The organism is Bradyrhizobium sp. sGM-13 (genome assembly GCF_018398875.1).
Classification (GTDB): domain Bacteria; phylum Pseudomonadota; class Alphaproteobacteria; order Rhizobiales; family Xanthobacteraceae; genus Bradyrhizobium.
Map to the genome: position 1 here is coordinate 204,170 of NZ_JAGWDK010000003.1, position 24,667 is coordinate 228,836.

The window sequence follows — 24,667 nt, forward strand, 5'->3', positions numbered from 1 at the left end:
GACCTGCATCGCAACTGTTAGCTAGCTCACACGTGAAGACTACAGAACGCTGTAAGCTCTTCACGGTTCGCCGTGAGCGGTAATGCTCCGGCTGCAAAAACGAATATCGATAGTGCGGACAGGACAGCACGTCCGGCCGGTTGTCACCGGCCGCGACGATCGGATCAGCGTGCCGAAAGGGCAGATCTGGGCCGGCCAATGAGCAGCAAACCGAGGCCGAGGACGCAGCGATCGGCGAAGAGGAAACTGGCAACAGGCACACCAACGGGGGAGCGCGCAATGGGTCAAATCGGCAGGTCTACCGACCCCTCAACGGCTGACAATCGCGACGACGTCGCAGGCAGCGAGGTCGCTTCGTTCCGCTACAACAATCCCGGCGCTCAATATCCCAGCGCCCGCGCCGCGCGCTTCGGCCAGACCGGCTATGGCATCATCGGCGGCGGCCACAAGATCGCGCGCTTTCCCTCGCCGGTGAACGGCGCCGCCTCGAACTTCGACCTGTTGTCGCGTAGCTATGTCGGCATGCGGATTGGCGAGGCCGGAACGAAGTGGACCGGCGCCCACGGTTTCGGCGTGCCCGGCTATGACGCGAACGCCATCCTGACAAAGGAGATGGTCGACGATCCCGTGCAGGCGATTGCCTTGCTGAAAGCCATCGCAGGGCGCGAGTCGGGCAAAGGCAATAACCTGACCGAGGAGCAGTGGCGTCAGGCCCATCGCATGTACAAGGCCGGCAGCGCCGACGCCTTCTTCGACGGTCTGCCTGCTGTAGCTGTTGCCCAACCGCCCGCGAACGGTGTGCCCTCGGGTGCGGGCCTGGTGCAACGCGCACGCGCGCATATCGGCGAGCAATACGTCAACACCCAGGTGCCGAAGGACGATCCGCATTGGCACGGCCCATGGGATTGCGCCGAGTTCGTCTCATGGCTGGTCTATCAGGAAGCCAATATGCTTTACGGCTGCGTCGACCACACGGCACAGCCGGCCAAGGCCGATGCCTATACCGGCGCGTGGAAGGCCGACCTCGAGCGGCTGGGAAAACGCGTTTCGGTGGAGGAGGCGGCGGCGACCGTCGGCGCCATCGTGCTCCGCTATCCGCCGGGTCCGGGCAAGATGGGCCACATCGCCGTATGCGACGGCAATGGCGGCACCATCGAGGCAAAGGGACGGCGTTACGGCGTGGTGGCCGATACGGTGCATGGCCGCGGCTGGCACACCGGCATCCTAATTCCCGGCATCTCCTATGACAATGCCGCGCCGATCAAGGTCAGCCTGCCTGCCGTCATCTACGAGGTCGGTGCGCCGAACATGGATATGGCGGTCGTCAAGCGCATCCAGGCAGCGCTGGCCGCGAAAGGCTTCGATCCCGGCCTGATCGACGGCGAGTTCGGATTGAACACGCAAGCAGCCGTGCTGCGTTTCCAGGAAGCCGAGGGCATGGTCGTCGATGGCGCGGTCGGGCCGGAGACGGCGGCAGCGCTCGGCATCTCGCTCGGGGCCGAAGCCGTCAAGCCCGGCGTCACGGTCGCGGAGACGAGTCCCGCCGGCGCTCCCGCACTCGACCTGCAGCAACTGCTCCCGCTCATTCTCATGTTGCTATCGAAGGAGAAACCGATGGCCGCCGATCCTGCCAAGCCGGGCCAAGGCCTCGAACTGCTGCTGCCGCTGATTCTGCAGTCGGCGCTCTCCGGCAAGCAGCTCGACATCACGCAGCTTCTTACCGTGCTTGCGACCGGCAAGCCGGCGCCGGCGGTCACGCCGATTGCCAACGCGCCGGTACTTTCGCAGCCGGTCAACACCGTCCCGGCGCCGGTCGTCTCGCAGCCGGCAACGCCGCAACAGCCTGGCGCCGCTGCGCCGGTCGATCTCATCACCGTGCTGATGCCGCTGCTCTACGAGCGGCTGACCGGCAAGCCACTCCCGGGTACCGAAAAGCCGGATAAGCCCGCCGAGCCGCTCGCGCCGGCCATGTCGCGGCCGAGTGTACAGCTTTCTGCCGGCATGCTCGGCATCGTCACCCTGCTGCAGTCGGCCGGCATTCTCAACCTGCCCTTCAATCTGGGAGCGATCGCCGGTCAGGCGCCAACCACAACCGCGCCGGTTTCAGGCTCGACCATGGCTACCTTGATTCCGATCATCACCGGCGTAATCGGCGCCACCGGCGGCTTCGGCGCGCTGGGTGGAATTGCATCGAAGCTGTTGGGCGGACTGATCGGCGCGTTCGGGAAGAAATGAGGGAAGACCGGAGAAGAGTAAACCTCGGTGCGTCGGCGACGCGCTGTTCGGGAGTTGTGCTCGCGGCTGGTGCCATAACACCTGCGTGGCGATTGAACCTTTCGGTCCGCGCCAAGACACATCCACGCCTACAACAGTGTTTGCCGCAGGGCGCGTCTTTTCATGGAAGATCCTGCAGTTTTTCTCAGCCGCCTCGCGAGGTTCGCGCTGATACCGATCGGGCTGCTGCTGCTGCTCGGCGCGAGCTTTAGCGTCTGGAGCACGAAAGCGTGGCTCGCCGCGCCGTTGAAACACAGGGTACCGTGATCGAGATGCTGCGCGTGCCCGACAGCGAGAACAAGGGCTATCTCTTTACGCCAATTGTGCGTTTCGACACCATTGACGGCACGACCGTCGAATTCCAGTCCGGTCTGCGAACCAATCCGCCCCTTTACCGCACCGGGCAGGAAGTGCCTGTTGTTTACGATCCCGGCGTGCCGGAATCGGCCGCCATCCTGGGCGTGCTGTCGCTTTGGATGATGTCGATCATCCTGGCTTTCATCGGGTCGATTTTCCTGTTCATCGCAACGGTCATGATCGTGCTGATCAAGAGGGTGGCTCGGGCTCTCGACCAGCCATCGCATCTCGCGGATGTGGTTGGTTCGCCGGGACGGAGGCAAGTCGCCGTTCTCAATAGGACACGTTCATGATCGCGCTTCCGTTCGGACATCGGCAGGCCGCCTGGCCGGGCCATGCCATGGTGCTTGTGCTAGCGCTTGCGCTGATCTTGCCCGGTGCCGGCGCATCCGAGGCCGCACCTTCCGACAATCGCGCAAAGCTCTGGCAGACCTGCCAGACGAACGACGCCGAGGCCGGGCTCACAGCCTGTATGGCGATCATCAACACGCGCGGCATTCCAAAACGCGAGCGCGCTACTGCCTACTACAATCGGTGCTACAAGTTCATCCTGCGGCACGACTACAGCAATGCACTGGCGAACTGCGACCGGTCACTTGAAGATAACCCATCCTTCGTCGACGCCTGGCTGAACCGGAGCACGATCCGCAGTGGACTCGGCCAATTCGATCTCGCCATCAAGGACGCCACTCAGGCGTTTGCCATGGCGAACAGCAATTCGGACCGCGCCGGCGCGCTGCGCAACCGCGCCGCGGCGTTCGTCCGGCGTGGCAACATCGCGGAGAGTCGGGCCGACCTCGACCAGGCGGCCAGGTTGCAACCTGGCGATGTCTACAATTTCATTAATCAAGCGGACTTCCTGCTGCAACTCGGCCGTCCCGATGAGGCGCTCCAACAGGTTGCGCGGGCTCGCGCCAGCCGGGCCACCAGCAATTTTTCGCAGCAGAAGATGTACTCCGACATTGGCCTGCTGCACGGTAAATCCCTCGTGGCGATGAAGCGCTATTCGGAATCCCTTCCTGTGCTGGGTGCGCTGCTCAAGATCGACCCGAACAATGCGGAAGCGTTTGCCCTCAAGAGCGTGGCATTGGCCCGAACGAACAATGTCACGGCCGCACGGGATGCGCTGTCCACCGCGCGCCGGCTGCCGCTGTCCAGCCCCGACGCCGCCGACGTGTTCCGCGAGGCGGAGCAGCTTGTGCGCGAGGTGGATAGCGCAATGGTGCCGCCCCGCGGCGAACAGGCCGCGCCAGGCGCAACGCCGTCGCGCGAGCGCAACAATCGGGTTGCGCTGGTGATCGGCAATGCCGCCTATCAGAACGTTTCACCCCTCAAGAACGCGCGCCGCGACGCCGAAGCGCTGGCGGCGGAATTCGACTCGCTTGGCTTCCGCAAGGTGATGCTGCTGCGCGATCAGACGCGCGAACAGATGTTTGCCGCCCTGCGAGCCTTCGCCAGAGAGGCGGAAACGTCTGACTGGGCCGTCATCTATTTTGCCGGCCACGGACTCGAGATGGGCGGAATCAACTGGCTCGCACCTGTCGATGCGCAGTTGAAGACCGATCGCGACGTGCGCCTCGAAGCAGTGTCGATCGACGAACTCAGCACCGCGATCGAAGGCGTGCGGGGATTGCGGCTCATCGTGCTGGATGCATGCCGGGACAATCCTTTCGCGCCGCAGATGCGCTTCACCAACAGCACGCGCTCGCTCGGAACGGGGCTGGCGCGCGTGGAGCCCGAGGGCGGGACCATGATCGCCTATGCGGCGAAAGCCGGTCAGGTGGCGCATGACGGGGACGACGACAACTCTCCGTTCATGAAAGCGCTGCTCAATCGGCTGAAGCAGCCGGGGCTGGAGATCTCCATGCTCTTTCGCTTCGTCCGCGATGATGTGATGACCGCAACCGGACGGCAGCAGGAGCCTTTTGTCTACGGCTCGCTGCCGAGCGAGCCCTTTTATTTCCGTACCGCAGCGACAGCTTCGCGGTGAGGCGGACAATCGCGTACAGAACACTCAACACCACGTAACAGCGTAATCCGTGATTGGGTTGTGAAGTCGAAGTTCAGATGATGCCGTCCGACATATTGTTTAGCGAAATCCAGCCTGGACCGCCGCCGTGCTCGGCAAGATGGTCGGCACATTGATCCCCGGAACGATCCCACCACGCGTTCGGCGAAAGAAAACACCGCACGACACTCCCGTTGACAAGTCACTGAACTGAACGCTAAAGACTATGTAATGTTATAACATAACACTACGGCGTCAGCGAGAGGCTATTGTCGCGATGAATAGGGCGAAGATCAGTGCCGATGCGAGGCCGAAGCATGCTGCCGAATCGAGGTTTGGAGCGCCACGCGGTCCGTCGCCAAGACGCTGGCGCGTGATCCGCTCAGGGCTGCCGTCGCGTGCAGCAATGGTCATGATCGTCAGCGGCGCCCACGGAGAGCGTGCGCCGTCTGAGCCCAGCGGCAGTGCCGTACTGCTGGAGACAATCACAGGGACGAGTCCGCGTATCCCGCTTGCGATCCTAGCAAGCTCTACGCTGTCAGCACGCTCAGCAAGTTCGGCCGATCCTGCCTCGGTTGGAGCCAACGTCCACCTGCCGTTTGCTCCAATCGCATCAGCCGCACTTCGAACAGCGTCGCGTCGTGTTCGCCGCGGAGCGGGCAAGCAGACCAGCGCAAATTCGAAGGCCTAAGAACATGCTCGAGGCGTTGAACGTCAGCAAAGATTTCGGTGCGAACCGCGCGCTCGACAAGGTGACGCTGCGCGTCAAGCCTGGAGAGATCTACTGCCTGCTCGGCGCCAACGGCGCCGGTAAGACGACGCTCATCAACTTGTTCCTCGATTTCATCGAGCCGACTTCGGGCGAAGTCCGTATCAACGGTAGGAAGGTCGCGGACGATCCGCTCTCGACCAAGCGGGACATCGCCTACATCCCCGAACAGGTGATGCTCTATGGCGTCCTTTCTGGTATCGAGAATCTGAAATATTTTGCCGCGCTCGCGACCGGCGAGCGACATTCGCGCGAACAATTGTTGGCGCTGCTGACCGAAGCCGGCTTGCCCGAAGCGGCGGCCGACGGGCGCGTATCGACCTATTCGAAAGGCATGCGCCAGAAGGTCGGGATCGCGATCGCGCTCGCCAAGAACGCCAAGGCATTGCTGCTGGACGAGCCAACTTCGGGCCTCGATCCGAAGGCGGCGAGCGAGTTCTCGCAGCTCCTGGCCAAGGCGCGTGATCGCGGCGTCGCCGTGCTCACAACGACCCATGATCTGTTCCATGCCAAGCAGACCGGCACCCGCATCGGAATCATGAAGCAGGGCAGGCTGGTCGCGGACTTGAGCAGCCAGGACCTGTCGCACACCGACCTCGAAACGCTTTACCTGCAGCACATGGCCGCCTGAATGATCCGTCTTATCGCCCAGCGGGAGTTCACCGAGTTCGTGCGAGACGGCCGGTTGCTATGGGCCGGCGGGATCATGTTGCTTTTGATCGTGACCGCGCTCGGCGTCGGGTGGCAGCGCCAAAGCCATCTGCATGCCGAGAGGCATGCTGCCCAGCACCTCGACTATGAAGACTGGCTGAAGCAGGACGAGCGCCATCCGCACGATGCCGCGCATCAGGGGATGCACGTCTTCAAGCCGGAGCCGCCGTTGTCGATTATCGATCCGGGGATCGGGCCCTATGTCGGATCGACGATCTGGCTGCAGGCGCACCGCCAGAGCGAGGTGAAATTCCGGCCGGCGCAAGACGCCACGGGATTGCAGCGGTTCGGGACCTTCTCGGCCGCGTGGCTGGTGCAGATCCTGGCGCCGCTCCTGATCATCGTCTTCGGGTTCAACGCATTCGCGGGCGAGCGCGAGCTCGGCACCTTGCGGCAACTCATGAGCCTTGGCGTCTCGTCGCGGGCGCTGCTGTGGGGCAAGGCGCTGGCGCTCGCAATGGGCATCGGCGTGCTGCTTGTTCCCGGCGTCGTCGTAGCGGCGGCTGCGGTGGTGATCGAAAGCGAGCCCGGCCGCCTGCTCGATTCGGCGCTGCGCTTTCTCATGCTCGGGCTGGCCTATGCCGTCTATCTCGCCATTACGGTCTTCGTCGTCCTGGCGGTCTCGGCGCGGGCGTCATCATCGCGCGTCGCACTAATCTCGCTGCTGGCGCTGTGGATCGTCGGCGTGCTGCTGGCGCCACGCGTGATGTCCGATCTCTCCCGCCATGTCTACCCGAGCCCGTCGCGCACAGAGTTCGCATCGGACTTGTCGACCGATCTCAAGAGCGAGCACGACAAGGCGTGGCGCGAGCAGTTCGGTGTCAGCACCGGATGGGGCCCTGACCTGCCCTTGAGCAAATGGGGCGTGGCACTCCAAGTCAACGATCACGTCGGATACGGCGTGCTCGATCGTCACTTCGGCGCGCTGTGGGACACCTTCGAGAAGCAGCAGCGGATGCAGGAGTGGGCGGGCCTTCTGATCCCGGTGCTGGCCGTACGTTCGTTGTCGATGGGCTTGTCCGGTACCGATTTCGTCCAGCATCGCGACTTCTCGGTTGCGGCCGAACGCCAGCGCCGGGTCGTGCAGGACATCATGAGCCATGACCTGATCGACCATGCCGATCCGCTCGGCGATCGGCATTTCGCCTACCAGGCGGACAAGGAGCTGTGGGCGAAAGTCCCGCCGTTTGACTACCAGACGCCGTCGCTCGCCGTCGTGCTGCGCCACCACTGGTCCGGCTTCGCGATCCTCTCCGCCGTGCTGGCCGCGGCCGTCGCTCTGGCCCTTCTGTTCGTTCCCCGCAGGTTGCCGCTCTGATGAAAGCACGTACCTTCTGGCTCGTCTTCGCGCACGAAGCGCGCGTCCTGATCGCGGATCGGACCCTGCCGCTCGTTCTGACGCTGTTCGCGCTTCTGATCGGATACGCAATCACCAACGGCATCGTGGAGATCCGGGCGCGCGACGCTGCCGTTGCATCGATCCTGACCAAGCAGAACGAACGCAACGCCAGGAATATCGATCAGCTACAGCGGATCAACGCCGGCATCGAGACGCCGGCTCCGTTTTCGAATGCGGCGGACCCCGCCAACGTCGGCGGCGGCCTTGGCGGGCGCTTTGCCTACGTCCCGACCAGCGCGCTGGCGCCGATGGCGTTCGGCCAGTCGGATATGATCCCGAACTACTACCAGGTCACGTATCGCAGTCGCGTGAACTTCATGTACGACAGCGAGATCGAGAATCCGTGGAACCTGCTGAGCGGCCGGTTCGACGTCGCGTTCGTGATCGTTTACCTGCTGCCGCTCTTCATCTTTGCGATGAGCTACAACCTGCTCTCGGCGGAGCGCGAGCAGGGCACCTTGCGGATGCTGCTGTCGCAGCCGCTCACGCTGACTAAGCTGGTGCTGGCAAAGGTCTCGATCCGCGCCGGGACCATTCTCACCTGCGCGATCCTGATCCCGGTTGCCGCGTTACTCATTTTTCGACCGGAAACGCGCGACGCGGTTTCGCTGGTGCAACTCGCCGCATGGGCCGTGCTCGTCTGCGCCTATGGCCTGTTCTGGTTCGCCGTGGCGGTCATCGCCAACGCCTTCAGCCGATCGTCGGCCGCCAACGCCCTCGTGCTGGTCGGAAGCTGGGTGGTGCTGGTCTTGATCGTGCCGGTGTTGCTGAATCTCGCCGTGTCCGTCGCCAGTCCTGCGCCGTCGCGAACGGAACTCGCGACGCAAACGCGCTTGATCACTGTCGACGGGCTGCGGCGTTACCAGAAGCTGTTCAGCGCCGACTATCGCTATTCGGACAAGCCCGACTTGCTGCTGCCTAAGGACGGCCGCTTCGAAGTACAGTCCCGGCCCAAGGCGGCCTTCATGCTCCAACGCGATGTCGAGGCGGACATCCAGAAGCTGCTCGATCGCTTTGATGCGCAGTTGGAAGGCCAGCAATCGCTCGTCGATCGCTGGGGCGTCATCTCACCGGCGATTATCGTCCACGAAGGCTTGGCGGCGCTCGCCGGCAACGGCTCGCAACGCTACCTGCACTTCCAGCGGCAGGTCGCGACCTTTCACGCGACGTGGAAGCAGTTCTTCGAGCCCAGGATTCTGGAAAGCAGGGCGATGACGGAGGCGGACTTCGCGGCCATGCCAACCTGGAAATGGCAGGAAGAAACACTGCGCCGACAATTGTCGGATCTGTCGGTGAGAGCAATCCAGATTCTTGCCTTGGTTCTCGTCGTTGCGGGTATCGGTTTCTGGCGACTGAAGAAGTCGTCCGCAGTCTGAACGAGGAAGAGGCCGGCCAGCCAACACTTTAGGATAATTGGGGGGTGTAATGTTGCGTGGACGTTCGATGTCGTTGTCGAGCTCGAGCATCACTATCGGTCTTTGCATCGCTCTTGCTGGGACCGACGCCCGCGGTCAGGCGGATGGCGCAAACCAGCAAAATCGGAGCACCGCGACGCCAACGTCAGAAGCGGCACCTGCGGGGGTGATGTCGCTGCCAGCGATCCACGTCGTGCCAGACACGCGGCCGCCGAACGCCAAGAGACGGGCAGCGACACGGCGGGCGACGATCCGGACAGCGGCACGGCAGACGGCGACCCGGCCGGCGCCGGTCATGCCGGTTGTCACCGATCAGGTACCACGGCCGCCATCCGAGAGCGACACCCGGACGGTTCCGCTCGATGCCGTCGCGGCGACATCCTCCCGCCTGGGACTGAGCGTGAAGGAAACGCCCGCCAGCGTCGAGATCCTGACCCAGGAAGCGCTGCGCGAACGCGGCAGCCGGGTGCTTCGGGAAGCCATTGAGCAGTCCACTGGATTTACAGCAAGTGCGATACCGAACGTCACCAGCACCGTGTCGGTGCGCGGCTTCATCAACAACAGCGTGAATGTACTCTACGATGGTATCGGCCTCCCTCACAACTCGACGGCGGCGCGCTACACCGACCTCGGCAATCTCGAGCGAATTGAATTCCTGCGTGGACCCGCGTCAGTGCTTTACGGCGATGGTTCAGTCGGGGCCACTATCAATCTCGTTTCACGCTATCCGACCTGGGTTCCGAAAGCCGATGCCGAATACGCCTTCTCGAGCTTCAATTCCCACCGCGTGCATGCTGGCGTAGGCGGCCCTATTCTCGACAATGCTGCGGCGATCAGGTTCGATGCCTCCGTCAATAATTTTGGCAGCAGCGTAAAGCTCACAAGAAGCCAACTCGAGCAATACAATGGCTCGATCTTAATCCCGCTCGGGCAGGATCTTGCGCTGACATTGTCGGCCGAAAAACAGATCGACGATATCAAGAACGCCTATTGGGGCACGCCCTTCGTGAACGGGCAGCTCGCGGGATTCCTGCGCAACGTCAACTACAACAACCTGACCGATGCCCGCATGGGCTCCGACAGCGACTGGCTCCGCGCGAACCTGGTCTGGACTCCGACTAAAGAGTGGGAGATCCGAAACATTGCCTATCGATACAGTGCGTATCGCCATTGGCACAATGTCGAAAATTTTGCCTACAATGCCGGAAGCAATCCACCGACGGTGACTCGTCGATGGTTCGGTGACCTCGACCATGATCACGACGTTTTAGGCGATCGCATCCAGGCCCGCCATATCGGCGACATCGCGGGCTTTGCAAACCGGTTCGTCGTCGGCGCCGAGACGTCAACGGTCAGTTGGAAAAGCGCACGGAACGGCTTTCCAGGATCGCAGGTGGTCGATGCCTTCAACCCGCCAGCAGTTCCGTTCTCTGCAGGCACATCAATCCTTCGCACGCCCGCTCGGGATGTCTCCCTCGATAGTTGGGCGATCTTTGCAGAGGATCAGCTATCGCTGACGCAGCAATTGAAGGTGCTGGTGGGCGGACGATTTGACTACTTCGAGGGCAATTGGCACTACATCGACCAGGGTGGAATCCGGCGGCAGCAGACCTACCGCGAACCCTCCTACCGGGCCGCACTCCTCTACGACATCACGCCGCTCACGACGGTCTATGCTTCCTACACGACCGCCTCGGAAGGTGGCGACTCGTTATACTTCCTCGGGCCGCAACAGACGCAGCTCGGCCTGACCGATGCTCGCCAGACCGAGGTCGGACTGAAGCAAGATATCTTCGGACGCGGCGAGTTCACTTTTGCAGCTTACCACATCGTCAAGAAGAACCTCTTCGTGCCGGATCCGGCCAATCCGACCGAACGCATTCCAGTCGGCCAGCAGTCGTCGAAAGGTGTCGAGGGGACGCTCGGATATCGGCTCAACGAGCAGTGGAAGTTCGACGCCAACGCGGCCCTCGTGCACGCGCGGCTCGATGATTTTACCGAGGGAAATCCGCCCCTCTCTCGCGCAGGAAACATCCCGCAATTTGTTCCGAAATACGTTGTCAACATCGGTGTGCGCTACTCTCCGTTTGTATCGTGGGAATTTGGTGCATGGTTGCGGCATGTAGATTCCGTGTTCATCGACAACGCCAACACGCAGAAGCTACCAGCCTACACGACAGTCGATGTCAGCGCAGTCTACAAGTACAGCCGGAATGTCGAGTTCACAGCACGAATACGCAATCTCACCGATGCGCTCTACGCTACGTGGTCTGCCCCGACGCAAGCTTATATCGCAGAGCCTCGGACATTCGAGATTTCAGCACGCGCTAAATTCTGACTAGTGCCGGGCAATCCTATGAGGCTGGATGGCACGGTAGCTCCCGCCAGCGGCGCAGAGCCATCTTGACCCGCCAGCGATTTCCTGGAGTTCGCGAATGATGGCTAGCGCTTGAGGCGCCAGCGGCACCTGTGCGGTCGTCTCATCTTCATCTTTTTGGCAGGTATGCGCCATTCGAGTCGAATGAACGTTGGCGGATGAGGGCGGATCCCGATTGGTGCCCCTGGCCGGAATCGAACCAGCACTCCTTGCGGAACTCGATTTTGAGTCGAGCGCGTCTACCAGTTCCGCCACAGGGGCCTTCGGTCGCGGGCCGGGAGGCCGGTGCGGCGAAGCCGGCGGAATATAGCGGGCAGCGCTTCCGGGTCAACCCGCGTGGAAGTGATTGTGGTGTGTCTCGACACCTGGGCGGTGGCGGGATAGGAGGCTGATATCTATTTTGAGCATGAACCCATGCTCCGGAGCACATCCGTGACGTCAGATGCCCTCCATTCGTCGCACGCGCGCCATTCCGCCGATCCGGTCGTCGTTGCAGCACTGGCGATCGCGGTCGTCGCCGCGGCGACCCTGGCAGGCGCCTGGTTCTTCCAGCTTGTGCTGGATATCCGCCCCTGTCCGCTCTGCCTCGAACAGCGCTACGCCTATTATCTGGCCGTCCCGCTCGGCCTCCTGGTCGCCTTTGCCGCCTCGCGCGGGGCGCCGCGGCAGGTGGCGCTGGCCGGGTTTGCAGTGCTTCTGCTCGCGGCGCTCGCCAACGCCTGGCTCGGCGGCTATCACGCCGGCGTCGAATGGCAATTCTGGCAGGGCCCGACCGATTGCTCCGGCCCGCTGGCCGATCTCGGCAGCGCCGGCACGCTGCTGCAGCGTCTCGACACTGTGAAAGTGATTCGGTGCGACGAGGTGCAGTGGCGCTTCCTCGGCCTCTCCCTTGCCGGCTACAACGTGCTGATCTCGCTGGCGATGGCGGCGATCGCCATGTGGGGCATCGTGTCGGCCAAACGGGCATAGCTCGGTCGCAGTAGGCGTCGTTCCCGCGAAAAGCAGGACCCAACCACCAGCCTAGATTGTCGAAGCGCAGCCGTCGCCCCTTGTGCCCTTTGCGCGGGCCGCGGTGTATGGGCCCCTGCTTTCGCAGGGGCGACATGTTGAGAGGTCGTCGCCTCTATCCCGTCGGCCCTGCGTTCGCAGGGACCCATAACCACGACTGTTTGTTGTGAGAAGAAGCCGTCTCGCGTAGTGCCATTTCCGCGAGCGGTGGCTATGGGGCCCTGGGTTCGCCGCGACGACGAGTGGATAGGCCGCAAAAAAATCGACCTCGTCTAATCGTCCACGTCCTCCTGCGGGCGGCCGAACAGGTGCACGATGCCGGGCGTCGTGATCGAGACGAACACGAAGCGCGACAGATGATGGGCGCCGACGAAGATCGGATCGATATGCAGCGTCAGCGCCAGCGCCAGCATGGCGTCCATCGCGCCCGGTGCAAACGCCACGACGACGTCGGCGAAGCGCACATCGGTAGCCAGCATGATCACCGTGACGAAAGTGGCGGAGATGAGAATCGCGACCGCAAACGAGCCGAGCCCGGCATTGATGTGGCTGAGCAGCGTCGACGTGCTGATGCGCGCAAAGCGCGTGCCGATCACGGCGCCGATGCCGACCAGCGCCACGCCGCGCATCCAGGGCGGCAGGCCGCCCTCGACCACGTCGGTGCCGTGCAGCACAGCGGAGGCGATCATCGCGCCGAACATCCAGCTCGCCGGAAATTTGGCGAACCGCAACAGCAGTGCGACGGCAATGGCCGCGGCCGCCAGCACGGCGAGCTCAAGCGGCGAAGCAATGAGGCTCGCCACTTCCGTCGGCGTGCTCGAGGCAATGCCGGTGAAGGCCAGCAGTAGCGGCAGGGCGGCGGTCAGGATGATCACGCGCATGGTCTGCACCACGGCGATTGCCGCAACATCGGCGCCCTTCTCGGCGGCGAGCATGGTGATCTGCGACAGCGCACCGGGACTTCCCGCCAGCAGCGCCGAGGTCTGGTCCCAGCCGTGCACGCGCTGCAGATAGAAGCTCGAGCCGAAGGTCGAGCAGAACGTCGCCAGCGCCAACAGGCCGATGGTCAGGGGATAGGCGCTCATGTGCTGGATCAGTTGCCGCGATACCAGCGAGCCCAGCGTGATGCCGAGCAGCACCAAAACGCTCTGCGTCAGGATCGCCGGCATGGTGACCGGCCGCCCTGCCAGCGCGGCGATGGCCACCGCGGCCATCGCGCCGGAGATCAACCCGCCCGGCAGGTTAAGCCACAGAAACAGCAAGCCACCGGCGGCGCCGATGACGAGCGTCTCGAGCGTGCCGAGAATCTTGGCGCGGTCGGACATGGCGGAGGATATCGAGGCGGGGATCAGGCTCACGCCGCCTTATGGCAAATCCGCTTGCACCGGACAAATGCGTCACGCGATTGCAGCAATGCATGGGTAGCGTCTGCACAATGCCTGCACAAACGCCCCGTGGCCTTGGCTGAACGCGGGCTGAATGCGACGGCGGTTCGCGCCTATTCGCCTCAGAAAATTTTTACCGCAGGGTTCGTCCGACGCGTTGTCGCAAGCTGTGGTTGCGCTAGGATGGTCGCCGCAGATGACTACTGCCCTAAGGAGACCAGGGATGACTATTCAAGCAAAAATACTGGGCGCGTGTGCGCTGTCGGCATTAGCTGCGTTTGCGATGACCTCGCAGGCGAATGCCCTGACGGCGCAGGAATGCAGCGCCAAATACCAGGCCGCGAAGGCCGCCGGCACGCTGGGCGGCCAGAAGTGGAACGACTTCCGGAAAGCCCAGTGCGGCGCCGACGCCGCGCCCGCTGCCGCCGCTGCGACTCCGGCCGCCGCGCCGAAGGAAGAGAAGACGGCTGCCAAGAAGGAAGCCGCACCCGCTGCGGCGCCATCCGGCCCCGCCACTTTTCCTAGCGCGGTCGACGCAAAATATTCGAAGGAAACGGCGACGAAGCAGCGCTTCCACACCTGCCTCGATCAATACAACGCCAACAAGGCCAGCAACGCCAACGGCGGGATGAAGTGGGTCCAGAAGGGCGGCGGCTATTACAGCGAATGCAACAAGAAGCTGAAGGGCTCGGCCTAGCCAGCAATCGACGCGGGCGCGGCCGGAGGTTTCGGCCGCGCCTACAATTCCGTTTACAATCCGCGAAGCAACGTCTCGGCCGACTTCGCCACCAGTTGAGCGCGCTTGCGCTGGCCGTGTTCGAGAAACAGCAGGCTCTGCCCGAACACGAAGCAGTAGAACAGGAACGCCTGCGCGTCGGCCTCCTCGGCCGCCAGTCCGGTCGCGCGATAGAGATGCCCGACATTCTTCAGCCGCGCGGCGTCCACGCTCGCCACCGCATTGGCCGCAAGCTCGTCGGAGCGGGCCCATTGCCGAATCGCCAGTTCGACCGCCATGCCCTCGGTGTTCATGCGCTCGGAATAGAGCGCGATCAGCGCCTTCAGCCGCTCGCGCGCGGTCGCACCGTCGAGGCTGGCCTGTTTCTCGATCGCGGCGATGCGGCCCGCGCTCCAGTGCTGCAGCATGGCGTCCAGCAGGGCCGCGCGGTCGCGGAAGCGGCGGTAAAAGCCGCCCTTGGTGACGCCGAGGTTCTTGGCGAGCACCTCGACCCGTACGCCCTCGACGCCGGTCCGGGCGATTTCCTCAAAGCCGGCCTCGATCCAGCTCTCGTGACGAAGCTCGCCGGCGCGCGCCTCTCCGGTTCGCGCCTCTCCTTTGGCATCGCTCATGGTCCGGTCCCACCGAGTGTCGATACGGTACCGTATTGCTAACCCGGAGAGACTTTGATACGCTACCGTATCAAGAGACAAAAGAGCGGGAGCAAACGATGGAGACGGACGCGACCTATCGCGGCACGGTCTATCCGTGGCAATGCGATCATGTCGGGCACATGAACATCATGTGGTATGTCGGCAAGTTCGACGAGGCGAACTGGAATCTGTTCGCCCGGCTCGGGCTGACGCCTTCGTACTTGCGCACCTCCGGCCGCGGCATGGCCGCCGTGCAGCAAAACATCACCTACAAGCGCGAACTGCTCGCCGGCGATATCGTCGAGGTCAGGAGCCGGGTGCTCGAGGTTCGCGACAAGTCGATCCGCTTCGTCCACGAGATGCGCAACGCCGAGACCGGAGAGATCGCAGCGACTTGCGAGATCACCGGCGTGCACATGGATCGACAGGCGCGGAAATCAACGCCATTCGCCCGAGCCATCCGCGACGCCGCGATGCGGCACCTCGAACCGGCGATGGCGTGACCCATGCCGCGCTTCGAGCCGAAGAACCCGGATTATCGCGCGGTCGCGACCGCCATGTTCGAGCAGCAGCGCGCGATGAAGACGCTCGGCATTTCGATCGCGCGGCTGGAGCCGGGCGAGGTCGATCTGGCGATGGACTATTCGGCCGATCTCACCCAGCAGCACGGCTTCATCCACGCCGGGATCATCACGGCCGCGCTCGACAATGCCTGCGGCGTCGCGGCCTTCACGCTGATGCCGCCGGGCGCGGGAATCCTCACCGTGGAATTCAAGACCAACTTGCTGGCGCCGGCGCGCGGCGAGCGGTTCGCGTTCCGCGCCCTCGTCGTCAAGCCCGGCCGCACGCTGACGGTGTGCGAGGCCCGCGCCTATGCGGCGCATGACGGCAAGGAGACGCTGATCGCGACCATGACCGGCACGCTGATGGCGCTGACCAGCCGGGAGGGTGCGTCGCCAGACAGGGGGCACGTCGCAGCCTGATCGGCTGATGTGTATTGCAGTGCAGCTTTGTGCTGCGGCCATGGCGATCTGCAGAAAATCCTTCTATGGTCGCGCCGTGCAACTGAGTCTTTCAACTTGATCATCTCCACCGCGCAAGGCGTGCTGGGACTGGCGTCTGGGATGCTGGTCGGGTTCTCGCTTGGCCTGGTCGGCGGCGGCGGCTCGATCTTGGCGGTGCCGCTGATGGTCTATGTGGTCGGCGTGGCGGAGCCCCATATGGCGATCGGCACCAGTGCGATCGCGGTGGCCGCCAACGCCGCGCTCAACCTGTCCAACCATGCGCGCGGCGGCACCGTGATCTGGTCCTGCGCGCTGATCTTCGCCGCGGCCGGCATGGCCGGCGCCTTCGGCGGCTCGATCCTCGGCAAGATGATGGACGGTCAGCGGCTATTGGCGCTGTTCGCGCTGGTGATGATCGTCATCGCGATGTTGATGCTGAAGACGCGCTCGCGGATCGGCCTGCCTGACGTCAAGGTCTCGATGGCGAACATGCCGGCTATCGTCGGCCTCGGCCTCGCCACCGGAACGGTGTCGGGATTCTTCGGCATCGGCGGCGGATTCCTGATCGTGCCGGCCCTGATGCTGGCGACCGGCATGCCGATCATGAACGCGGTCTCCTCCTCGCTGGTCGCGGTTACCGCGTTCGGCCTGACCACGGCCGCCAGCTATGCCTGGTCCGGGCTGGTGTCGTGGGCATTGGCGGGACTGTTCGTGGCGGGCGGCCTCGCCGGCGGACTGGCCGGCACGCGTTCGGCGCGGCATCTCGCCGAGCGCCACGGCGCGCTCAACATCGTGTTCGCCGTGGTCATTATTGCCGTGGCGCTCTATATGCTGGCGCGTAACATATCCCTATCTCAGCCGTAGACAGGAAATGCAGCCCTTGGCGAGACCCAGATGAAGCGATTGAGTAGTCCGGCCGGAACCATGCCCACGCGGCGCGAAGCGCTTGGCTTGCTCGGCGCGGGCGTGGCCCTGTTCGGCGCGGGCATAACGCGTCCGGCGTTCGCGCAAGGCGATGACGTCCTGACCGAAGCCCTGGTGCTCCGCGACCCCGACGCTCCGGCGACCGGCAATCTCGACGGCGACATCAACATCGTCGAATGGTTCGACTACAACTGCCCGTATTGTCGCAAGATCGCGCCTGAGATCCAACAGGTGGTGCAGGACGACGGCAAGGTCCGCCTGGTGCTGAAGGACTGGCCGATCCTGGGCGACGTCTCGAGATACGCCGCGCGAGTGGCGCTCGCCGCCAAGTATCAGGACAAATACCTGCCAGCGCACGAGGCGATGATCGGCGTCAGTTCGAAATTGACCGAACCGCGCATCCGCGAACTGGTGGCAGGCGCCGGCATCGATATGGACCGTCTCAACCGCGACCTCACTTCGAATGCGAAGGCAATCGACACCATTCTCGCCCGCAACCACGATCAGGCGGTGGCCTTCGGATTCAAGGGGACGCCGTCCTTCATCGTCGGCAAGTTCCGCGTGCCGGGAATCCTGACCATGGCGGAATTCGAGATGGTGATTGCCGACGCGCGCAAGGCGAAGAAGAGCAATTAGCTCGCGCGCATCAAAACGCCGTCATTCGGTACGACGGCGTTTGAATGTTGTTGCGATTGATCTCGCCCGGAAATTATCAAGCAATTATCGCGACGAGAGCTTGACCCAATCGTCGTGGGCGCGCGTTTTCAGCGCCTTCCAGTCCTCTGCCACGACATCCCAGTTGACGACGGTGCGATTAGCCTGCGCGATCTGGCCGCTGGCAACGCTCGACGTCCGCATGGAATCGTAGACATAGACGCCGAAAACCAGCAGCAGCGCGCCCAAAATCATTCCGACAAACGTCCGCATGCGATACCTACCTCCGTGACCGCTCACTAACGCGGAGGACGAGGGATGGTTCCCCGATCTAGGATCGCGCCTTCGGCGGCGCCGGGCGGGGAGCCGAGGCGGAAGGTGCCGCCCCTGTGGCTGTCGCCAGGTTGAGCGACTTCAATTCATCGGGCTTGAACACGAAAAGCTTGTCGTGCGGCGTCTCCATCGCATGTACCCAGACCTGGAGGTTCACGCCCATGTCCCCGAGATAGCGTTGGCACCGCGCCGAGATATTTTGCGCGACGTTCATCTCGTCGCGCGGCAGGCCGGCTGTGGTGCCCAGCGCCGCCACCTGATGCACGCCGACGATGGCTTTGTCGCCGACCCGGCGCTCGACGCCGCCGGCGAACACCAGCGGGCAGGATGAGGCGCAGTATTTGCCGGCCTCGATCTCGGTCCCGAAATTACGCTCTCGAATGAGCCGTCCCATCGCCAACGCATCGCCGACCGAGCCACCCGGCGAGTTGAGCACCACCGTCTTGATGTAATCGCCGCGCTTTGCGACCTCGGCTGCAAACTCATCCGAAATCCCTGGCGTAATGGTGCCGGTCGCCATCAGCTTGCCGCCACCCACCAGCTCGAAGGTCATCGGCTTGGCCATCACGCCATCTGCTTGCGGCCGCGGCGTCAGGCGCTTGTCGTCGCCGGGTGCCAGCGGCGCCAGAATGGATGGCACCGCATTGGGAAGGTTCGGCGAAGGCGTGTCCTGCCTAAGCTCGACGGTAGGACCGGCAGCGCCGATCCATCCATTCATGCCGGCGAGATCGGCCGCCAGTACAGCGATCGTGATCGTGACGATGCTGCGAAACAGCCAGCGCAAGATCGCTTCGTCCGGATTGGCCGCAAGAAAGGCTTGAACGCGCTGTTGAAGCGTTGCGGATCGCTGCATGGCGAAACCTACTTGGTATGCCGCGCCGACGATAGCGAGGTAACGTTTTCGTCCGTCTCCGTCGCCTGATCGCTCACAGGCTCCTCAGCGGGCGCCTTGCTCCCGGCCTCAGGTGGCGCGACCCGGCGCGCTTCCTCGACTTCGCGGGCCATCTGCAGGGCCGCAACCAGTTCGCCCGCGGTCATGTCTGAGGCGCTGAACGCGGGAAGCCCCTCGCGCCGGATCGCGGCATGCACGACACACAGGATCAAGACCAGCACCGCCGGCATCAGATCGATCGAGATCGCGCCAGCCCAACTCGGAATGAAATCGCCGGCGTAACGAAGCACGGCTTCGGCGGGCGACATGGTTTGGAATCGGGCCGGCTCGACCCGCGGCAAAGCCAGGATCTTGTCGGCTGCCTCGGCGAGCGAAGCCGCCTGTGTCGCGATCGAGCTCTCGACCTTGCCGACCACGGCAGTCTGCCGGTCGGCGAGATCGGCCGTGCGGCCGCCCGCGGCGGGCGCGATGAAGCCTGACGACAGCGACGCCGCCGCGCGCTTGACGGCGGGTGCCACCGAGGTCTGCTGGAGGTTGGCGATCACGCCGGAGAGCGCCAGCGATTCGGTCGCAAAGGCGTCGCTGCGCGTCGAGATCGGTCCCCGGTCGGAAATCAATTCGCGCATCTTCGCCAGATGCTTGCCGCCCTGCTCGAACAGGGTCGAAACGCGCTTGGCCGACGCCTGGACTTCCTGCCCGAGGCTATCGAGCTGTCCGGACATCTGCGTCAGAAGCTGCACGACGGTGCCGGATCCGGAGGTGCCGGTCAGCGATCCCGCGCGTTCGGCGTCGGCCAGTTTCGCAAACCGCGATGACGCCAACTGAATGTCGGGCAACAGCCCTTGCGCGGCGATCGCGTTGCTGTTGGCGGTATCGAGGTCACGGGTGTAATTCTGCACCGTGATGGCGAGATGCTGCTGGATTGCGGCCGCGCCTGCCAGCGCCGAAGCGTTGAGCCAGGATGACATCGCCACGATCATCAGCGAGCCCAGCAGCATGCAGCCGAACATCAGGCCGCGGCCGGTGCGGTCCACCACGTGGGGCATGAACTGCATCAGGAAAATCCAGAAGGCATAAATGCCGACCGATACGGCAACCGAATAGATCACGGCGGCGAAGAACACCGTTGTCGGGTTGCCGTTGAGCAGTTCACGGACGCCGAGATAAGTGTAGACGCCGGCGGCCAGCGCGAGAATCGCAGTCGTCAGCTTCAGCGTGACTTCGAGGCGCGTGACGCCTTTCGACAACAGCAGCGAATTGGAGGAAGGCGAATTGGAGGCAGGCGAGGTGGCCGCGGGAGCGCCGAGGCCGGTGTTCGAGGGCATGACGTATCCTCTCGCGGTTCCAATGAACCGGCTGATCAACGCCCCCACGTTGTTGGCTAAGTTGTTCTGCTCATAGGGATAAATTCAGACCAGATTGTGTCGGCAGCATCGTCGGTGGTCAGGCCTGGCCGTTCAGCCATTGCAATATTTCTGCATTCATCTCGCGCGGATAGGTGTGGCTGAGATCGTCGAGCTCGCGATAGATGACGTTGGCACCCGCGGCCGACAGCGCTTGGGCTGTCTGCCGCGCCACCTGTACAGGAAACATCCAGTCGAGACGGCCATGCACGATGTGAACGGGCAGGCCACGTAGCCTGTCGGCATCGGCCATTTCTGCCATCAGCGGATGAAACGTTGCCGAGACCGGCGCGAGGTGAGTGAAGGGCGAGGCGCTCTCGAATCCCGTGACATAGCAGAACGTGCCGCCATCGCTCATCCCGGTCAGCAGCATCCGCCTGGGATCGACGTTCCAGCGTGAGCGTACGGCGTCCATGATGCGCATCAAATTCGGCGTATCGGTATCGTCGCCCATCAGTGCCCAGGTCGAGCCGGTCGCGGTCGGGGCGACCAGGATCGCGCCGCGGCTGCGGGCGTCGCGCAGCCAGCTCCACAGAAAACCGCGGCCATTGCCGCTGCCGCCATGCAGCGCCATCACCAGCGGAAGCGCGCGGTCGGGCGTGTAATATTCCGGTACGTAGGCGGAGAAGCCGCCACGGCTGCCCGGCTCGTTATGGTCGTGAAAGACGCCGGTGTTTGGATTGGCTGGCGCCGCCAGCCGCGCCGCGAGATCGTCGTCGTCGCGCAGCGACGGGTCAACGAAGAACTCGCTCACCGGCGGCAATTTTGCAGCCAGCGCATATAGCGCCTCCTGCGCACGCGGAGCGTAGCGAAGTGCGCGAAACACGCTGACGAGATCGCCATTGCCATTTTGCACGACGCGCAGAGCAGCGAACGCGGCGAGTGCCGCATCGCTCGCCGTTTCGAGGGAGGTCTTGATATCTGCGAACTTCGCCGGCCATTCCGCGAGCTTCGAGCGGACCGCGCGCAAGGCCTCGTCAGGCTGGCCTGCGGCCTCCATCACGCGGTCGAAATCGGGCGGGTTCAGGTAGCGCGCCACAAAGCCGAGGGCTTCGAGCGATTGCAATAGCGGCGGCAGCACGGCCACGATGTCGTCCACCACGGCCTCACCCATCACGCCATCCCCTATTTCAATGCAGCCTCAATCTAGTGAAGTCTTGATCTAGTGAAGTCTTGGCGCCTTCAATAGCTTGGCGCGGTCGGTCGAAGCCAGCACCACGTCGAAGGTGAGGCCCTCGTGGTATACCGTGAGCGGTACGTCGACGCCGGCGCTGCCGAGTGACCAGAGCTTGCGATAGAAGCCGGTCTGGCTAGTGATCTTGTCGCCATTGACAGCGAGAATGACGTCGCCGGTCTTCAGTTCGGCGAGCGCCGCGGGTCCCTTGCCAGCGATGCCCACCACCACGACGCGGTTGTCGATTTCGGTGGTGAACATGCCGAGCCACGGTCGCGCCGGCTTGTTGACGCGGCCGAATTTCCTGATGTCGTCGAGTACCGGCTTCAACAGATCGATCGGCACGATCATGTTGACGTGTTCGGCCTTGCCCTCGCGCTCGCGTTCAAGCTGCAGCGAGCCAATGCCGATCAGTTCGCCGCGGCTCGAGATCAGCCCGGTGCCGCCCCAATTGGGATGCGCGGGATGAGTGAAGATCGCCTCATCCAGCAGATATTCCCAATAGCCCGCAAATTCCTGCTTGGCGGCGATCTCGCTGGCGACCGAGCGCGTGCGCCCGCCGGCGCCGCCGACCACGACGCGGTCGCCGATCGCAGCACTGGCGGAAGAACCGAAAGGCAGCGGATCGAGGTCGAGGTCGCCGAGCGCTTGCACCAGGCCGAAGCCGGACTCGAAATCGAAGCCGAGCGCGTGGCCTTCCACCACGCGGCCGTCGCCGCGGTGCAGCCAGACGGCCTCCGCCTCGGTGATGAGGTAGCCGATCGTCAGCACCAGCCCGTCATCGATCACGACGCCATTGCCGGCGCGTTCGGTGCCGAGCGTCTCGGCGCTGAACGCATCGGGTGGAATGATCGAATGCAGCCCGACCACCGACGACAAGGCTTTGTCGAGGTCGAAGGCGTAATCGCCCGGGCGCGGCTGGTTTGCGGGCGGCACTCTCCATTCGGTCAAAGAAGGCATGGATGGTCTCCTGGCGAACCGGCGCGCGTTTCGGACGAAAGCGCGGGAAATTCATCACAATCTATGCTGCAAACGGCCGTCTTGAAAGTGTCCCCCAAATTGGGCCGGCATGCGACTCATAAGGGGGCAGATTCACAATTGTTCCAGGGCCAGTTAAGGATCATTCCACATTTGCCCGCGCGCGGGCCGGCATGATCCGGAAATCGCGGTTCTCCTTCAACCAGCCGGCGCGTTCGTCGCGCAGCAACGTGCGGCGGACCTTGCCGGAATCGTCGCGCAGGCCGACGTGGACGGCCTCGAAACTTTCCGGGTGCTTGTAGCGGCTGAGCCGGTCGGCCAGGAACGCAGCCATGCCGTCGGCGATAGCCTTCGCGTCTGTGCCCCGGTCGAGTTCGAGAATAGCGTGCACGCGCTGCCCAAATTCGGGATCGGGCAGGCCCACGACGACGCAGGAGCGCACATCGGGATGCGCCGATACCGCAGCCTCGACTTCGGCCGGATAGATGTTGGCGCCGCCGCGCAGGATCATGTCGGCGAGCCGGTCGCCGAGATAGAGATAACCTTCCGCGTCGAGCCGGCCGATATCGCCGAGCGATTCCCAGCCGTCCGCGCGGCGCTTCGGCTCGGCGCCAAGATAGTGATAGGTGCAGCCGGGGCCGTCATTGGGCAGGAAATAAATCTCGCCGGTCTCGCCCGGCGCTACATCGTTGCCGTCCTCGCCGATGATTCTTAAGCGACAGGTATCGCCGATCTTGCCGACCGAGCCGCGGTGTTCGAGCCATTCAACGCCCGATATGATCGTGGCGCCCTGTGCTTCGGTGCCGCCATAGAGCTCGTAGATGCGCTCGGGCCCCAGCCACTCGATCCATTTTTCCTTCAGCCACGGCGGCATCGGCGCGGCCATGTGAAACACGATCTGCAGGCTCGACAAGTCGTAGCAGTTGCGCACGTCCTCGGGCAGCGCCCAGATCCGGTGCATCATGGTGGGCACGAAATTGACCCACTGTACCCGGCTGGCCTCGATCAAGCGCAAGCATTCCTCGGCGTCGAATTTGACGAGGCCGGTGACGCGTCCACCGTGGAACAGCGCGGTGTGCGAAACGATGAAGGGCGCGTTGTGGTAGAGGGGGCCGGGGTTGAGCAGGGAAGCGCCGAGTGGGATGCCAAGCGCCGCCGGTCCGGCGGTGTCGACCACAGCGGGCCGGTGATCGAGGATCACCTTGGGCCGCCCGGTCGAGCCGCCACTGGTCATCGACTTCCAGTAGCGCGCCACCGGATTGTTCACAGGCTCGTCCGAAAAACCTTCGGGGACGAAATCGGCGGGCAGCGAATTCGGCGCATTCCAGTCCGCCTGGCCGCCGACCACCAGCGATGGCTTGAGAATATCGAGCACGGCTGTGGCCTCGCCGCGCGGCAATCGCCATGTCAGCGATGTCGGCGTCGCGCCGCATTTCCATACCGCAAAGGTGGTTTCGAAAAACACATTGCTGTTGGGCAGCCCGATCGCGACGAAATCGCCGGGCTTGACGCCTTTGGCGGCGAAGGCCCGCGCGCGGCGGTTGGCGTTGCGCTCAAGCTGCTCCCAGGTGATGGCGTCCGTGCCGTGACTGACCGCGATCGTGTCCTTCGGTTTCCGTCCGGCATACCAGCGTGGCACGTCGGCGATGGGAATGAGCATGGGACGTTTCCGTTGGAGCGTTGATACCGCTCTTGTGGTTGTGACGAGGCTGGCGCCTCAAAAAGCTATCGTGACAGAATTGGACGGTTGAGTGAAGGCGCAGCTTGCGTTCCAAAATTGCGCGTGCCGCCTAGTCCGGCCCAAAGGAATTCGACGGACCGACGCGCAGCGCGAAAAGACGAAAAGAAAAGGCCCCGCCTCGGCGGGACCTTGCTGCGCGGGCCGTCTAGGCGATCGGCTCACCAGTCGGAAACGGTATAGCCGACTTCCGTGGTGTAGCCGTAGGGTCCGTAGTCGACAGGCAACGGCGCTCCAAACGCCGGGGCTGGCACATAGGCCCGACGGCTCACCACCACGGTGCGCGGCCGCACAATCGGCGGTGCCGCGACAACCGGCGCCGGTGCGACGTAAACGCTGCCGGGAGCCACTGCCACGGGATAGGGGTCGACGTAGGAATCGACATAGATTGCCTGCGCGGATGCGCTGGTGACGCCGAAGGCCAACGAGCCGGCGACTGCCACGCCGGCCATCGAGCAAATGCGCGATTTCATTGTCATGTTCCGCAATCTCCTTT

At 63.6% G+C, this 24,667-nt stretch carries 23 protein-coding genes and 1 tRNA gene; 14 read left to right on the top strand and 10 right to left on the bottom strand.

The window, feature by feature from the left end; all coding sequences use genetic code 11:
• Positions 1-279 precede the first annotated feature (279 nt).
• The 8 genes from KJQ96_RS05605 to KJQ96_RS05640 all read left to right on the top strand — a co-directional run bounded on the left by KJQ96_RS05605 (position 280) and on the right by KJQ96_RS05640 (position 11,271).
• The gene (locus KJQ96_RS05605; protein WP_213285693.1) at positions 280-2,235 is read left to right on the top strand and encodes a peptidoglycan-binding domain-containing protein; all 1,956 of its coding nucleotides are present in this window, start codon (positions 280-282) and stop codon (positions 2,233-2,235) included.
• Positions 2,236-2,397: 162 nt separating this feature from the next.
• A complete protein-coding gene (locus tag KJQ96_RS05610) occupies positions 2,398-2,541 on the top strand; it encodes a hypothetical protein (protein ID WP_213285694.1) in 144 nt (47 codons plus the stop codon).
• A gap of 5 nt (positions 2,542-2,546) precedes the next feature.
• Complete coding sequence (locus tag KJQ96_RS05615; protein ID WP_249733801.1) at positions 2,547-2,924, top strand: DUF3592 domain-containing protein; 378 nt, start codon at positions 2,547-2,549, stop codon at positions 2,922-2,924.
• Positions 2,921-4,621, top strand: coding sequence for a caspase family protein (locus tag KJQ96_RS05620; RefSeq protein ID WP_213285696.1), 1,701 nt, complete (start codon positions 2,921-2,923; stop codon positions 4,619-4,621). Before KJQ96_RS05615 ends, KJQ96_RS05620 begins: the two co-directional genes overlap by 4 nt.
• 713 nt (positions 4,622-5,334) lie before the next feature.
• The gene (locus KJQ96_RS05625) at positions 5,335-6,039 is read left to right on the top strand and encodes an ABC transporter ATP-binding protein (protein ID WP_213285697.1); all 705 of its coding nucleotides are present in this window, start codon (positions 5,335-5,337) and stop codon (positions 6,037-6,039) included.
• Positions 6,040-7,437 carry an ABC transporter permease subunit gene (locus KJQ96_RS05630; protein ID WP_213285698.1) on the top strand — a complete coding sequence of 466 codons (1,398 nt, stop codon included), beginning with the start codon at positions 6,040-6,042 and terminating at the stop codon, positions 7,435-7,437.
• Positions 7,437-8,894 carry a DUF3526 domain-containing protein gene (locus KJQ96_RS05635; RefSeq protein WP_213285699.1) on the top strand — a complete coding sequence of 486 codons (1,458 nt, stop codon included), beginning with the start codon at positions 7,437-7,439 and terminating at the stop codon, positions 8,892-8,894. Before KJQ96_RS05630 ends, KJQ96_RS05635 begins: the two co-directional genes overlap by 1 nt.
• A 334-nt stretch (positions 8,895-9,228) precedes the next feature.
• Complete coding sequence (locus tag KJQ96_RS05640; RefSeq protein WP_213285700.1) at positions 9,229-11,271, top strand: TonB-dependent siderophore receptor; 2,043 nt, start codon at positions 9,229-9,231, stop codon at positions 11,269-11,271.
• Between the two features lie 215 nt (positions 11,272-11,486).
• On the opposite strand, the gene KJQ96_RS05645 is transcribed toward KJQ96_RS05640, so the two are convergent.
• A tRNA-Leu gene (locus tag KJQ96_RS05645) sits at positions 11,487-11,571 on the bottom strand.
• A 153-nt stretch (positions 11,572-11,724) separates the two neighbouring features.
• On the opposite strand from KJQ96_RS05645, the gene KJQ96_RS05650 reads away from it, so the two are divergent.
• The gene (locus tag KJQ96_RS05650) at positions 11,725-12,279 is read left to right on the top strand and encodes a disulfide bond formation protein B (protein WP_213285701.1); all 555 of its coding nucleotides are present in this window, start codon (positions 11,725-11,727) and stop codon (positions 12,277-12,279) included.
• Between the two features lie 311 nt (positions 12,280-12,590).
• Here the strand turns inward: KJQ96_RS05650 and KJQ96_RS05655 are convergent, their stop codons facing one another.
• Positions 12,591-13,676 (bottom strand): AbrB family transcriptional regulator, encoded by a 1,086-nt coding sequence (locus KJQ96_RS05655; RefSeq protein ID WP_375293140.1) that lies wholly within the window; start codon positions 13,674-13,676, stop codon positions 12,591-12,593.
• 250 nt (positions 13,677-13,926) lie between these two features.
• On the opposite strand from KJQ96_RS05655, the gene KJQ96_RS05660 reads away from it, so the two are divergent.
• Complete coding sequence (locus KJQ96_RS05660; protein ID WP_213285703.1) at positions 13,927-14,400, top strand: hypothetical protein; 474 nt, start codon at positions 13,927-13,929, stop codon at positions 14,398-14,400.
• A 53-nt stretch (positions 14,401-14,453) separates the two neighbouring features.
• Here the strand turns inward: KJQ96_RS05660 and KJQ96_RS05665 are convergent, their stop codons facing one another.
• The gene (locus KJQ96_RS05665) at positions 14,454-15,050 is read right to left on the bottom strand and encodes a TetR/AcrR family transcriptional regulator (RefSeq protein ID WP_213285704.1); all 597 of its coding nucleotides are present in this window, start codon (positions 15,048-15,050) and stop codon (positions 14,454-14,456) included.
• Positions 15,051-15,148: 98 nt separating this feature from the next.
• Here KJQ96_RS05665 and KJQ96_RS05670 point away from each other — a divergent pair, with 98 nt between their 5' ends.
• The 4 genes from KJQ96_RS05670 to KJQ96_RS05685 all read left to right on the top strand — a co-directional run bounded on the left by KJQ96_RS05670 (position 15,149) and on the right by KJQ96_RS05685 (position 17,635).
• Positions 15,149-15,574, top strand: coding sequence for a thioesterase family protein (locus tag KJQ96_RS05670; RefSeq protein ID WP_213285705.1), 426 nt, complete (start codon positions 15,149-15,151; stop codon positions 15,572-15,574).
• Positions 15,575-15,577: 3 nt separating this feature from the next.
• Positions 15,578-16,054 (top strand): PaaI family thioesterase, encoded by a 477-nt coding sequence (locus KJQ96_RS05675; RefSeq protein ID WP_213285706.1) that lies wholly within the window; start codon positions 15,578-15,580, stop codon positions 16,052-16,054.
• A 99-nt stretch (positions 16,055-16,153) separates the two neighbouring features.
• On the top strand, positions 16,154-16,939 hold the full coding sequence (locus KJQ96_RS05680) for a sulfite exporter TauE/SafE family protein (protein ID WP_213285860.1): 786 nt from the start codon (positions 16,154-16,156) through the stop codon (positions 16,937-16,939).
• A gap of 30 nt (positions 16,940-16,969) precedes the next feature.
• The gene (locus KJQ96_RS05685; RefSeq protein WP_249733767.1) at positions 16,970-17,635 is read left to right on the top strand and encodes a DsbA family protein; all 666 of its coding nucleotides are present in this window, start codon (positions 16,970-16,972) and stop codon (positions 17,633-17,635) included.
• 84 nt (positions 17,636-17,719) lie between these two features.
• On the opposite strand, the gene KJQ96_RS05690 is transcribed toward KJQ96_RS05685, so the two are convergent.
• From KJQ96_RS05690 to KJQ96_RS05720, 7 genes are all read right to left on the bottom strand, one after another.
• Positions 17,720-17,926, bottom strand: coding sequence for a hypothetical protein (locus tag KJQ96_RS05690; RefSeq protein ID WP_213285707.1), 207 nt, complete (start codon positions 17,924-17,926; stop codon positions 17,720-17,722).
• A gap of 58 nt (positions 17,927-17,984) precedes the next feature.
• Positions 17,985-18,839: a hypothetical protein gene (locus tag KJQ96_RS05695; protein WP_213285708.1), complete on the bottom strand. Its 855-nt coding sequence runs from the start codon at positions 18,837-18,839 to the stop codon at positions 17,985-17,987.
• Positions 18,840-18,847: 8 nt separating this feature from the next.
• A complete protein-coding gene (locus KJQ96_RS05700) occupies positions 18,848-20,203 on the bottom strand; it encodes a hypothetical protein (RefSeq protein ID WP_249733768.1) in 1,356 nt (451 codons plus the stop codon).
• 118 nt (positions 20,204-20,321) lie between these two features.
• On the bottom strand, positions 20,322-21,395 hold the full coding sequence (locus tag KJQ96_RS05705) for a phospholipase (RefSeq protein WP_213285709.1): 1,074 nt from the start codon (positions 21,393-21,395) through the stop codon (positions 20,322-20,324).
• Between the two features lie 48 nt (positions 21,396-21,443).
• Complete coding sequence (locus tag KJQ96_RS05710) at positions 21,444-22,415, bottom strand: S1C family serine protease (protein WP_213285710.1); 972 nt, start codon at positions 22,413-22,415, stop codon at positions 21,444-21,446.
• A gap of 160 nt (positions 22,416-22,575) precedes the next feature.
• Positions 22,576-24,093, bottom strand: a complete 1,518-nt coding sequence (locus KJQ96_RS05715; protein ID WP_213285711.1) for an AMP-binding protein — start codon at positions 24,091-24,093, stop codon at positions 22,576-22,578.
• A 239-nt stretch (positions 24,094-24,332) separates the two neighbouring features.
• The gene (locus KJQ96_RS05720) at positions 24,333-24,650 is read right to left on the bottom strand and encodes a hypothetical protein (protein ID WP_213285712.1); all 318 of its coding nucleotides are present in this window, start codon (positions 24,648-24,650) and stop codon (positions 24,333-24,335) included.
• Between the last annotated feature and the right edge of the window lie 17 nt (positions 24,651-24,667).

What these genes read in the sequence shown, in the direction of transcription:
- KJQ96_RS05630 (WP_213285698.1), top strand. Translation starts at nt 6,040, where the DNA reads ATGATCCGTCTTATCGCCCAGCGGGAGTTCACCGAGTTCGTGCGAGAC.
- KJQ96_RS05610 (WP_213285694.1), top strand. Translation starts at nt 2,398, where the DNA reads ATGGAAGATCCTGCAGTTTTTCTCAGCCGCCTCGCGAGGTTCGCGCTG.
- KJQ96_RS05640 (WP_213285700.1), top strand. Translation starts at nt 9,229, where the DNA reads ATGCCGGTTGTCACCGATCAGGTACCACGGCCGCCATCCGAGAGCGAC.
- KJQ96_RS05690 (WP_213285707.1), bottom strand. Translation starts at nt 17,926, where the DNA reads ATGCGGACGTTTGTCGGAATGATTTTGGGCGCGCTGCTGCTGGTTTTC.
- KJQ96_RS05720 (WP_213285712.1), bottom strand. Translation starts at nt 24,650, where the DNA reads ATGACAATGAAATCGCGCATTTGCTCGATGGCCGGCGTGGCAGTCGCC.
- KJQ96_RS05615 (WP_249733801.1), top strand. Translation starts at nt 2,547, where the DNA reads ATGCTGCGCGTGCCCGACAGCGAGAACAAGGGCTATCTCTTTACGCCA.
- KJQ96_RS05620 (WP_213285696.1), top strand. Translation starts at nt 2,921, where the DNA reads ATGATCGCGCTTCCGTTCGGACATCGGCAGGCCGCCTGGCCGGGCCAT.
- KJQ96_RS05715 (WP_213285711.1), bottom strand. Translation starts at nt 24,093, where the DNA reads ATGCTCATTCCCATCGCCGACGTGCCACGCTGGTATGCCGGACGGAAA.
- KJQ96_RS05710 (WP_213285710.1), bottom strand. Translation starts at nt 22,415, where the DNA reads ATGCCTTCTTTGACCGAATGGAGAGTGCCGCCCGCAAACCAGCCGCGC.
- KJQ96_RS05700 (WP_249733768.1), bottom strand. Translation starts at nt 20,203, where the DNA reads ATGCCCTCGAACACCGGCCTCGGCGCTCCCGCGGCCACCTCGCCTGCC.
- KJQ96_RS05635 (WP_213285699.1), top strand. Translation starts at nt 7,437, where the DNA reads ATGAAAGCACGTACCTTCTGGCTCGTCTTCGCGCACGAAGCGCGCGTC.
- KJQ96_RS05665 (WP_213285704.1), bottom strand. Translation starts at nt 15,050, where the DNA reads ATGAGCGATGCCAAAGGAGAGGCGCGAACCGGAGAGGCGCGCGCCGGC.
- KJQ96_RS05605 (WP_213285693.1), top strand. Translation starts at nt 280, where the DNA reads ATGGGTCAAATCGGCAGGTCTACCGACCCCTCAACGGCTGACAATCGC.
- KJQ96_RS05650 (WP_213285701.1), top strand. Translation starts at nt 11,725, where the DNA reads ATGCTCCGGAGCACATCCGTGACGTCAGATGCCCTCCATTCGTCGCAC.
- KJQ96_RS05670 (WP_213285705.1), top strand. Translation starts at nt 15,149, where the DNA reads ATGGAGACGGACGCGACCTATCGCGGCACGGTCTATCCGTGGCAATGC.
- KJQ96_RS05695 (WP_213285708.1), bottom strand. Translation starts at nt 18,839, where the DNA reads ATGCAGCGATCCGCAACGCTTCAACAGCGCGTTCAAGCCTTTCTTGCG.
- KJQ96_RS05705 (WP_213285709.1), bottom strand. Translation starts at nt 21,395, where the DNA reads ATGGGTGAGGCCGTGGTGGACGACATCGTGGCCGTGCTGCCGCCGCTA.
- KJQ96_RS05675 (WP_213285706.1), top strand. Translation starts at nt 15,578, where the DNA reads ATGCCGCGCTTCGAGCCGAAGAACCCGGATTATCGCGCGGTCGCGACC.
- KJQ96_RS05660 (WP_213285703.1), top strand. Translation starts at nt 13,927, where the DNA reads ATGACTATTCAAGCAAAAATACTGGGCGCGTGTGCGCTGTCGGCATTA.
- KJQ96_RS05625 (WP_213285697.1), top strand. Translation starts at nt 5,335, where the DNA reads ATGCTCGAGGCGTTGAACGTCAGCAAAGATTTCGGTGCGAACCGCGCG.
- KJQ96_RS05685 (WP_249733767.1), top strand. Translation starts at nt 16,970, where the DNA reads ATGAAGCGATTGAGTAGTCCGGCCGGAACCATGCCCACGCGGCGCGAA.